The 9858-nt window shown below is 60.8% G+C and carries 14 protein-coding genes and 1 pseudogene; 10 read left to right on the forward strand and 5 right to left on the reverse strand.

From position 1 onward, the window contains the following. Window position 1: 1 nt before the first annotated feature. The 3 genes from AC1D2G_RS24240 to map form a co-directional block, all read right to left on the reverse strand. A complete protein-coding gene (locus tag AC1D2G_RS24240) occupies window positions 2–763 on the reverse strand; it encodes a hypothetical protein (protein ID WP_477417131.1) in 762 nt (253 codons plus the stop codon). Window positions 764–1141: 378 nt separating this feature from the next. Then, on the reverse strand, window positions 1142–1900 hold the full coding sequence (gene radC, locus AC1D2G_RS24245) for a RadC family protein (RefSeq protein ID WP_477417133.1): 759 nt from the start codon (window positions 1898–1900) through the stop codon (window positions 1142–1144). A gap of 47 nt (window positions 1901–1947) precedes the next feature. Next, window positions 1948–2775, reverse strand: a complete 828-nt coding sequence (gene map / locus AC1D2G_RS24250) for a type I methionyl aminopeptidase (RefSeq protein ID WP_477417161.1) — start codon at window positions 2773–2775, stop codon at window positions 1948–1950. A gap of 200 nt (window positions 2776–2975) precedes the next feature. On the opposite strand from map, the gene AC1D2G_RS24255 reads away from it, so the two are divergent. From AC1D2G_RS24255 to AC1D2G_RS24275, 5 genes are all read left to right on the forward strand, one after another. Then, window positions 2976–3398, forward strand: a complete 423-nt coding sequence (locus AC1D2G_RS24255) for a hypothetical protein (protein ID WP_477417135.1) — start codon at window positions 2976–2978, stop codon at window positions 3396–3398. A gap of 111 nt (window positions 3399–3509) precedes the next feature. Then, window positions 3510–3749, forward strand: coding sequence for a hypothetical protein (locus tag AC1D2G_RS24260; protein ID WP_477398056.1), 240 nt, complete (start codon window positions 3510–3512; stop codon window positions 3747–3749). 134 nt (window positions 3750–3883) lie between these two features. Further along, the gene (locus AC1D2G_RS24265; protein WP_477417137.1) at window positions 3884–4180 is read left to right on the forward strand and encodes a DUF982 domain-containing protein; all 297 of its coding nucleotides are present in this window, start codon (window positions 3884–3886) and stop codon (window positions 4178–4180) included. A gap of 93 nt (window positions 4181–4273) precedes the next feature. Then, window positions 4274–4633, forward strand: a complete 360-nt coding sequence (locus AC1D2G_RS24270) for a DUF6074 family protein (protein WP_457155587.1) — start codon at window positions 4274–4276, stop codon at window positions 4631–4633. Window positions 4634–4857: 224 nt separating this feature from the next. Then, a complete protein-coding gene (locus AC1D2G_RS24275) occupies window positions 4858–6087 on the forward strand; it encodes a pilus assembly protein TadG-related protein (protein ID WP_477417138.1) in 1230 nt (409 codons plus the stop codon). Between the two features lie 422 nt (window positions 6088–6509). Here the strand turns inward: AC1D2G_RS24275 and AC1D2G_RS24280 are convergent, their stop codons facing one another. Beyond that, a complete protein-coding gene (locus AC1D2G_RS24280) occupies window positions 6510–6791 on the reverse strand; it encodes an ankyrin repeat domain-containing protein (RefSeq protein ID WP_477417140.1) in 282 nt (93 codons plus the stop codon). A 75-nt stretch (window positions 6792–6866) separates the two neighbouring features. Here AC1D2G_RS24280 and AC1D2G_RS24285 point away from each other — a divergent pair, with 75 nt between their 5' ends. The 4 genes from AC1D2G_RS24285 (at window position 6867) to AC1D2G_RS24300 (ending at window position 8852) form a co-directional block, all read left to right on the forward strand. After that, window positions 6867–7748, forward strand: coding sequence for an ATP-dependent DNA ligase (locus tag AC1D2G_RS24285; protein WP_477417142.1), 882 nt, complete (start codon window positions 6867–6869; stop codon window positions 7746–7748). A 4-nt stretch (window positions 7749–7752) separates the two neighbouring features. Continuing rightward, window positions 7753–7962: a hypothetical protein gene (locus tag AC1D2G_RS24290; RefSeq protein ID WP_477417144.1), complete on the forward strand. Its 210-nt coding sequence runs from the start codon at window positions 7753–7755 to the stop codon at window positions 7960–7962. Window positions 7963–8056: 94 nt separating this feature from the next. Beyond that, complete coding sequence (locus tag AC1D2G_RS24295; RefSeq protein WP_477417146.1) at window positions 8057–8284, forward strand: hypothetical protein; 228 nt, start codon at window positions 8057–8059, stop codon at window positions 8282–8284. A 367-nt stretch (window positions 8285–8651) separates the two neighbouring features. Beyond that, the gene (locus AC1D2G_RS24300; protein WP_477417147.1) at window positions 8652–8852 is read left to right on the forward strand and encodes a ribosome modulation factor; all 201 of its coding nucleotides are present in this window, start codon (window positions 8652–8654) and stop codon (window positions 8850–8852) included. A gap of 62 nt (window positions 8853–8914) precedes the next feature. Here AC1D2G_RS24300 and AC1D2G_RS24305 read toward each other — a convergent pair whose 3' ends face one another. Beyond that, a complete protein-coding gene (locus tag AC1D2G_RS24305) occupies window positions 8915–9487 on the reverse strand; it encodes a hypothetical protein (RefSeq protein ID WP_477417149.1) in 573 nt (190 codons plus the stop codon). A 172-nt stretch (window positions 9488–9659) separates the two neighbouring features. On the opposite strand from AC1D2G_RS24305, the pseudogene AC1D2G_RS24310 reads away from it, so the two are divergent. Further along, window positions 9660–9858 (forward strand): annotated as a pseudogene (locus AC1D2G_RS24310) (hypothetical protein); the annotation flags it as partial.

Genomic DNA, 9858 nt, shown 5'->3' on the forward strand with positions numbered 1-9858 from the left:
CCTACGGTGTCCCCGCCTTCTGGAGCGCGTCGGCCATTTGGTCGATCTTGCCGGCAAGGACGCCCTCGGCCCAATCCGTGACATCGGCGTCGACCGGCTTGTTGGCCATGTCCGTCAGCGCCGCGTCGAGCGATGCCTGATCGGTGCCGACCGTTGCCGCGTCAGCCGCCGCCTGGGCCTGGGCGGCCGTCGCGTTGTCGGCGGCAACAACGGCCTGCTGAGCAGTGATCTGATCGTTCAGGTCCTGGATTTGTGCAGGCGTGGCGGACGGGTCCGCCTGCAGCGCGGTCAGTTCCGCATTCAGGGCATTCAGCTTATCCTGGGCGTCGGCCGCCGCCGCGGCCGCCTCGTCAGCCGCGATCTGGGCGTTCTTGGCTATCGCGGACTGCGTCACGAAGGCCTGAATGCCGGCAAACTTCTTGCTCTTGGAGTTCATGTAGGCGTTGATGTTGCGCTGCAGCGAGTTCAGCCTGCCAAGCTTGGCATGGATGTTCTTGTCCTTGTGCACGGACTTCGTATTGACCGTGGTGTCGGTCGTTGTGTCCGTTACCGTCTTGGCCGCCCGCCCCGGGGCCGACGCAGACTTGCCATGCGAAGCCCCGCTCTTGCCGTTGCCGCCGGCGTGGCTGTGCCCGTTGCCGTTGCCTCCACCATTGCCGCCAGCATTGGCACCGCCGTTGCCGTGCCCGTTTCCGGCGAGCGCCGGAGACGCCAGAAGCGCCAATGCGGCGAGCGCCGCGAACAGAGTTTTTCGGTTTGTCATGATATCTCCTCCTTGAGGAAGCTCCGCCCAACCGCTAGAGCAGCGTCATATGAGGATTCACTAATCGTGCGCAATAAACTTTAGACAAATACGGTTTCAATGCGCGAGCCCGACAACCAACGAACTCCATAACCATTTGATATTACAATATAAATCGACGCTATGAGACCGTCGCGGCACTGAAGTCCCATACCGGCCAGACCATGGTCCTAGTCGGCCCACCAGCGGCACGGTAACGGTCGTAGAGTGGTTTGTTGAAAGGCGTCGAAACAAGGGAAGTCGGTGGGTGCGATCCAGTGCGGGGCCACCCGACGTGCCACGCGCGAACGCCTGGCTTTTCCCGGCGAACACGACTTCGCGAGCGTATAGCTCATCGCACTAGATCAGCAGCAGGCCCTTCATGCTGGAATAGCCCTTGCGCCCGATGATGATGTGGTCATGCACGGCGATGCCCAGCCGCTTGGCCGCGTCGACGATCTCCTTCGTCATCTCGATGTCGGCGCGCGATGGCGTCGGATCGCCTGACGGATGGTTGTGCACCAGAATAATCGCGGTCGCCGAGAGGTCGAGCGCGCGCTTGATCACCTCGCGTGGGTAGACAGGCGTGTGGTCGACGGTGCCGACCTGTTGCACCTCGTCGGCGATCAGCGCGTTCTTCTTGTCGAGGAACAGGATGCGGAACTGCTCGCGCTCCTCGAAGGCCATTGCCGAGCGGCAATAGTCGAGAATCTGCGTCCATGAGGAGAGGACCTCGCGGCCATGGACCTCGCCGCGCGCCATGCGCTGCGCGGTCGCCGCGACGACCTTCAGGTCGAGCGCCACCGCGGGGCCGATGCCCTTGACCTCCTGCAGCAATGCAAGCGATGCGCCAAGCACTTCGGCCAGCGTGCCGAAGCGCGCCAGAAGCGCTTTGGCGACTGGTTTGGTGTCGGCGCGGGGGATCAGGCGAAAGAGCAGAAGTTCCAACAATTCGTAGTCGGGCAGGGCCTCCGGACCGGCCGTGGCAAAGCGCTCGCGCAAGCGGTCGCGATGGCCGAGATAATGCGGCTTGTCGTTGAGCGCCTTTGCTTTCGCCGCCGGCCGGACCGGCACTTCGGAGAAGAAGCCTCGCTCGTCGTCGTCGCTTCCGGTCCCCACGAGCTGCTCCGCATTTTCCTGGGCCGGAAAGAACCGGCAAAACAAGACTAAGCCGGCAGGCCGGGGCGGTCGAGCTTGTTGGGCGACAGGGTGAAAATCTCGCAGCCGRCCTCGGTGACGCCGATCGTGTGTTCGTACTGCGCCGACAGCGAGCGGTCGCGCGTTACCGCGGTCCAGCCATCCGACAGCACCTTCACATGCGGCCGGCCGAGATTGATCATCGGCTCGACGGTGAAGATCATGCCGGGCCGCATCTCGACGCCCTCATTGGCGCTGCCATAGTGCAGGATGTTGGGCGCGTCGTGGAAAAGCTGGCCGACGCCGTGGCCGCAGAAGTCGCGCACCACCGAGCAGCGCTCGGCCTCGGCATAGGTCTGGATGGCGGCGCCGATGGCGCCGGTGCGGGCGCCGGGCCTGATCGCCGCGATGCCGCGCATCAAGCATTCATGGGTGACTTCGAGCAGGCGCTCGGCGGCGCGCTTGATCGTGCCGACCGGGTACATGCGCGAAGAATCGCCGTGCCAGCCGTCGAGGATGTAGGTGACGTCGATGTTGACGATGTCGCCATCCTTGAGCGGCTTGTTGTCGGGAATGCCATGGCAGACGACATGGTTGATCGAGGTGCAGGACGATTTCGTGTAGCCGCGATAGTTGAGCGTTGCCGGCAGCGCGCCGTGGTCCATGCCGAATTCGAAGACGAAGCGGTCGATGGCTTCTGTGGTGACGCCGGGCTCGACCATCGGCACCAGTTCGTCGAGGCAGCGCGCGGTGAGATCGCATGCCTTGCGCATGCCGGCAAAGCCTTCCTCGCCATAGAGGCGGATCTGGCCGGTGTTTCTGAGTGGTGCCGTGGCGGCGTCGAGATAGGTGACCATTTTGTCCATGTAGCCAGGTAGGCCCTGCAAGAGGCCGACGTGAAAATCTCCCCAGATTTGGCACTTGGGGGCAAAAGGTTCAAGGACGAACTGCTTGATGCAGCCGCGCACCTCGGGATATTCGCCCTGTATCAGGTGATGTCTTGCCGGTTTTCGCCCGGCTTGCTTTCCTTTCCGGCCATCGTGCGTTAGGGCGGGTGATGTTTTCGAGACCGGGTCCCTTCACGGCGGCCAAGCGCACCAGATTGCTCGAAGCGCCGCTGACGACAGCCTGCTCATGCCTGATGGGCATGGTGCTGCTGGCGATGCTGTGCCTCGGCCGCCCGGACGTGCCAGCTTTCGCGGATGCTGCATCGGGCGGCGCCAGCATCGGCCTGGAACGGCCTGGAGAGGCGGCGGCGCTGCTGCGTGTCACCGGCAAGGCGCAAGCGCTGGAGGTTCGCGCCGGGCGGCCGGCCCTGGTCAAGTTCGCCAGCGGCCATCCCGCTTTGCCGGTTCTCGACGCCGTCTTTTCTTGGCTTGAGCGGACTTCGCCGAAGGCGGCTGTTTCGGGATACGAAGCGCCCCCGGGGCCCAGGGCAAATGCCCATCAGCCGCGCGCGCCGCCGACCATCGCGGCCTGAGCGGTCCACGACCGCAGCTTCACCCAGATCTATCCCTGTTCGCGTCGTGACCGTGCGGCGGCTGTCGGCCGTGCACCGGTCGCGCGGCGCGTCGTTTCCGGAACCATTTCAATGCAACAACGCATCAAGACATTCAAAACCCTGTCGCGCGCTGCCTCGGCTGCCGCGTTTCTCTCCGTCCAGGCGCTCATCTGCATCGGAACCGTCTATTGGGCGGTTGCCGAGACGCTCGGGCTGTCGGAAATGGCGGCACTTGTCCTCGGGGGCCTCTTCGCCGTGCCGACCGTATTTGTGCTGATCGCTGCCACCCGCATGGCTTTCGACGCTGAGACGGATCCGGCGAACCAGTAAGCCTGGCGGCCCTTGGCGCGGTCGGGATCACAAAGGGGTCGCGACCGCAGTGACGACACATTTCTGCGCCAAAGGCGGTCGAAGTAACTTTTGACGACGAACAGCGTAGGGACGCCGGTTCGGGAGATAGGGACATGGACAGACTGCAATTCGAGGTTCCGGTGCGCATAGCACCCGCGCCCGGCCTGCCAGTCGAGGAGATCTACAGCGTCGAACAGGCGCTCGATATTCTTCAGGGCTGGCCTGTGCGCCGTCAGGGCCCGATCTATCAGAAGGCGTTCAACGCCTGCTTTGGCGCCACGGTGGACGTGGTCAAGACCGAAGACGCCTGCCGGGCGTTCATGGCGTTTTGTCGTGCAAGCGGACTGATAGCCAGGGACATGATGATGCCGCGCAAGCGTGGCGGCGAGGCGAGAACGCTGCAGGCTTGAGGGCCGTCCACCGTTTTCACCTGCCCCAACTGAAATGCCGACGATCGCGTTTGAACGCACACGGCGATGCCGGGGGCGGATCTGGACGCGTCAATGCCAGCGCCGTTAAGCTTCCGTTTCCACATTCGCGGCTACGCCATTGCTTGTTCAGCAATGGTTGATTCGTTGCGTCAGTTCATGGTTCGGAAGATGTCCCCAGAAAAAGTCCGCGCATTCCCGATCGATCGTCAAACAGTGTTGGTGAGGGAAGTCGCCGCCAAACTCGACAACCTGCATGGCGATACCGCCACTTCGTTCTGGAGGGCCAAGGCGTCGGAGTTGCTCGATCTCGTTGTCGGATCCGGCAGAGACAAAATAGCGGCCAGCGATGAAGTGCGCAGATTCTTCCTTGCCGTACAGCGCGAGATGTCGGCCAGAGCGGCCGCCGGGGCGACACCAATTCTATCCGCTTGAAGTCCGGGCCATCCGGCAAGCCGGGGCACGTGTAACTCGCTGCGCAGTTGCCCTATTAGCAAATGGTAAACTATCTCCGGGCGCGAGCTTTTGCTCACCGAGCTGTCCTGTGCGCGTTGATTAGCCAACAAACAGCTTGTTTTGGAAGCCAATAGATCACTGCTCAAAAATGAACCGAACTTTTTAGCCCTTCGTTCATATATGCATGTTTTCTAATCTATTTCATGACCCTCAGTTGCTTCACCCGAATTCGGCTTAGAGCGAACGGCTTTTGCCGGGGTGCGAACGCAAACGTCGCCACCATCTTCGCCCTGACCTTGCCGATCGTCGTCGGTGCTGCAGGCTTCGGGGTGGAAACCTCCTACTGGTACTACAACAGCCTGAGGCTGCAGGCGACCGCCGATGCCGCTGCCTATGCCGGCGCGCTCGAACAGATCTCAGGTTCCGACAAGCCGACGATCGTCGCGGCCGCAACCCAGTCGGCCGCATCAAATGGGCTGGGCTCCGGTACGATCGTCGTCAATACGCCGCCAGCATCCGGGCCGAACACGGCGAAGAAGGCGGTCGAGGTCATTGTCGGCCAGAACCTCGACCGGATGTTCACCTCGCTCTTCACGCAGGGCCAGGTTCCCGAACAGGCGAGGGCGGTGGCCCTCATCACCRATGCTTCGAAGGCCTGCGTGCTCGCGCTCGATCCGTCCGCTTCGCAGGCGGCAWTGTTTTCCGGCAACACCAGCGTCAAGCTCATCGGCTGCTCGGTCATGTCCAACTCGATCGCGTCTGACGCCATCAAGCTTCAGGGCTCGGCGGGGCTCCAGGCCGATTGCCTGATAACAGCGGGYGGCGTCTCTCTCAGCAATCCCGTCACGACSGTCTGCGCGGCCCCGATCACCCAGGCATTGCCTGCCGGCGATCCATTTGCCGACCTGCCGGCCCCCGCGGCCTCGAACCCTTGCCAGAACGCCAACAAGTCGACGCTGAAACCCGGCACCTATTGCAGCGGGCTCAGCCTCAGCGGCACTGTTACGCTGCAGCCCGGCGTCTATGTCATCCAGAGTGGCGATTTCAAGGTGAATGCGAACGCCAACGTCTCCGGTGACGGCGTCACCATTTACCTCGCCGGCGGGTCACGTGTCTCGATGAACGGCAACGCGACCGTCACGATGAGCGCGCCGACGTCCGGCGCCTACTCCGGCGTGCTGATGTATGGCGACCGAACGGGCACCGGCGGACAAAGCACCTTCAATGGCACGGCGGCTTCACTGCTGACGGGCGCGCTTTATTTCCCCAAGCAGCAGGTCAACTATCTCGGTAACTTCTCCGGCCAGAACGGGTGCACCCAGGTCGTTGCGGACACGATCCAATGGTCCGGCAACTCAACCATCAGTCAGGATTGCACGAGCCTCGGATTGCGCGACATTCCGGCCACCCAGTCCGTGGCACTAGTGGAGTAGCCGTCCGTGGAACGCCCGCTATCGATCCGGCGAGCGGTGACTTACGCACGGCGCATCTGACCGCCAGCTATGCCTTCGTCAATCGACTTCCCCTACCTCAGCTCCTTCCCGATCAACTACCCCCGACCACCGTTACCGTTCCGCTGGTCGGCAGCTAGGCATGGTCTGCCCAATCTCGCAGCGATGCAATCTGAATGAGGTCCGATCGTTTCATCATGAACCCGGCGCCCCGCGCGCTCTCTTCTCCGTCAAGGGGTGGCTCCCGATAAGTGCCTCAAGATCACCAAGCGTAAATTCAATCAAGTATCGGTAATTCGAACCGTCTGAATAGATGCCGCCGGCTTCAATCGATATCACCGCGCTACCTGTTCCAGGTATGAGGTCGCCAGCAATCAACGGTCGATGGAAGATGGTTCGAGAAACTACTTCCCGCTTAGAAGGTCACCCAAAGCCGGCGTTGGGGCGGCGTTGACGTCGGCACCGCGTTCAATGAGCAGTTTTGCAGCTGCAAAATGCCCGCCCCTGACCGCAAGATAGAGTGGTGTCGCTTTCCCATCGCTCTCATCAACCCCAGCACCTGCATCGAGCGCCGCCGTGATCGCCGCGACATCGCCCTTCGTGGCGGCGTCGTGGATGGCGGCGGCAAATGGACCTGGCACGCTGCGAGAAGGGCTGATTTTAGTGAGAATGCTGAATCGCGGCAAGGTATTTCAGTAATTGCTAACGGAACGAAAGCGGCTCTGCGCTATTGACTCAAATTCGAGTTGCAGGGAGTTCCGATGCGTAAGCGTGCCGGTGGGACGACCCGGTTGTCGTTCATCCCGCCGTTGATGCCAACTCTGGTGGAGAAGCCACCCGAGGGCGACGGATGGATTCACGAGGTCAAGTTCGACGGCTACCGGTCGCAGATCGTTCTCGAAGGCAATATCGTCCGCATCTTCACCCGCCGCGGTCTCGACTGGACGTCGGACTATCGCGACCTAGCCGCCGCTGCCGCCTTGCTCGAGGTGGAAAGCGCCATCATCGACGGTGAGATAGTCGTTTTGAACGACGCCGGCCTGTCCGACTTCGCCGCGCTAAGGACGGCGATCACTCGGCGCCAGCAAGACCTCTATTTCGTCGCCTTCGATCTTCTGCACCTGAACGGCCACGACCTGCACGACATGCCTCTTGAAGACCGCCGCGAGATCCTGGCCGCAATGATCCCGGAAGGCGGTCGCATCCAATTCAGCCAGGCGCTGCCGGGCGATGCCAAGGCGATCTTTCATCTGGTCGACCAGGCTGGGCTGGAGGGTATGGTTTCAAAGCGGCGGGACAGCAAATACCGGAGCGGCAACTCGACGGCCTGGCTGAAGACGAAATGCTACACGATCGATGAATACCAATTGCTTGGCGTCGAGCGTGAGCCCGGCAAGCCAGCCTTCGCACTGATGGCCGATCGTGCGACCGGGAGGTATGTCGGCTCTGCCTTTATCAACTCGAGCCGAGCCATCCGCGAACGCCTATGGAAGCGCGTCCAGGAGCACGCAGGGCCGCCTCCGAAGGGCATGAACCGGCCGGCCACGCAATGGGTCAAGCCGGGCATCATCGGTCGTGTGAAGCACCTCCGCGGCGAGGATGATCTGCGGCATGCCTCGCTGCAGGATTTTCGGGAGGAGTGAGGAGATGCAATTGATCACCGGTCTCATTGCCCTGATAGTCTTAAGTGCAGCGGGAACCGCAATAGCGTTGAAAGCTACCTCCACCCAACTGCTGATCCATGAGGAAAAGGAGGAAGCATCGGGCTTGTTCGCGTGCCAATATTTCACTGGGACAGGCGTAGAGATCAACCATTCCAAAACCCGCTGCGAGCGGTTCGCCGTGGTAGCGAAATAAACGAGATGGCTCTCTCTCTGAGGGCCTTGCAGGTGCCATCTAAATGAGGAATATAATCCTTCGTTGCGGCGAACCCCTTCAACCGGAGATCGCCATGTCCAAAACCCTCGCCGATACCCTGGCTGCTCGCGAAACGATGTACGTCAATTGCGAGCACCCTATGTGCTGCAAGTCGGCCAAGCTAGATATCCAGGCATTGATCGACCGGCTCGGCCCAGGTCACGGCTCGATGCATTGGGATCTGGTTGGCCGCTTCGGCTGCTCGGATTGCAAGGCTGCGGGGCCGCGACCGTCGGCCGGTGTTTTTCACAGTCATTCCTGACTACGAAGGGATCAATGCCAAGCGCAACCGTGACTGGAAACCGACCTTTGGTTAGATCACGACGTGGGTCTTTAGGGCCGGCAAGCCAAGGACTTCAGTCTCAATTGCGTGATCTCTAATGTAATATAGACTTATCACCAGCGAGCTTTTTCTCGTGATGGCGGCCCGGTGGTCGTGGGCGGGCTGGGGTAAGATCACCGGGGCTGACCGGCGCGGGTTGGGGCACTCGCCGGCTGGCGAATTATACGCCGTTCTCGCTTAGTCGACCATGTCTCGCATCGGCTGGTAGTGTCTCAGTTTGAAATTTGCGGAAACGCCTAATTCGTTTGGCCGAGTTGCGCAAACGCCTATATGCTTAGCGGAAAGCATGGAACCGCAACTGATCCCCTTCCCAACAATCGACGCCGCAGAGACGGAAGGCGTTGACGCATATTGTGTTGGGATCGATCTCGCCAACTGTCCCTACCCAGCGCGAACAGAAGCGGGCAAAGCATGGCGACGCGGCTGGGTTGATGCCGCTGAGATAGACGCTGAGATAGACAAGGAACGACATGCCCTCCGGACCTAAAGGCCAAAAACGCCCCCGCAGTGGCCGGTGTGGTCCTGGGATCGCCGCAAATGGCCCGGTCGTTAGTTGTCGTTTGGTAGGACCATAGGGACGTAATTCGGAGAGAGTTTTCCTGGCGCTGTGGGGCTGGTCGGTCCAGAAGGTTGCTTGCTTTCTGGCTGGCACAACTCGGGCTTAACAAGGCACGGATTTGGGGGGACGGTCATATTCCACTCGGTACTGTCGAAATACGTCTGGAGAGGCTTCAAGGACTCCGTTGCGATGCCTTTGACAGTGTTCTGGTCGACAGTGACCCCAGCCTTTTGCATAGCCGCCTCGATGTACGAAGCGAGAGCCGCTGTATCTGGTGCTTTGTCCTCCACCTCAGCCAAGGCCGTCTGTGCCTTTAACAAATTGGTCTGAAGCACCGAAATCCTCTGATCCCGCTCCTTGATTTGCAGCTTGGCCCCCCAAACCTCAAGCGCAACATCGCTCCATTTGAACATGCTGATAAACACAATTCCTGCAGCAAGAAGCGCGCCGGCGAATATTCCTACTTCTGTGTGTTTGGCATACTTGTAGGTCGGCACAGCCCAAGACAAAATCCCCACAACGAACGCTATAGAAGTCATTATCAGAATTGCATTTGGATTCATTTTTCTTCCCCCGCTAAGGACAAGCATATCTTTGCAGAGGTCGAATGCAAGCCGGCCCCCGCGCAAGGGCGCGCTTGACGATTTCAGCGGATGAGAGCGTCGACCTGATGGCTTTTCATATCGGTTGGTCAAGTCTACACCATCGGTCGGGCGAAAACGCTGGTGGGGCGCCATGAAGCCGATCGCGATTGCAATTCCGTTACTCTTCCTCGTGGTGCAGGCTCAAGCGCAAGAGCGCAGGGATATCGCCGGCCTGAGTTGCGCCGAAGTTCAGGCACTACTGAAGCAGGACGGCACCACCGTCATTCGCTACCGCTCCATATTCAACCTCAGCCTGACGCGCTACGACCTCTATGTCAGCGGGCAGAAGC

Source organism: Mesorhizobium sp. P2_C7 (assembly GCF_056404515.1).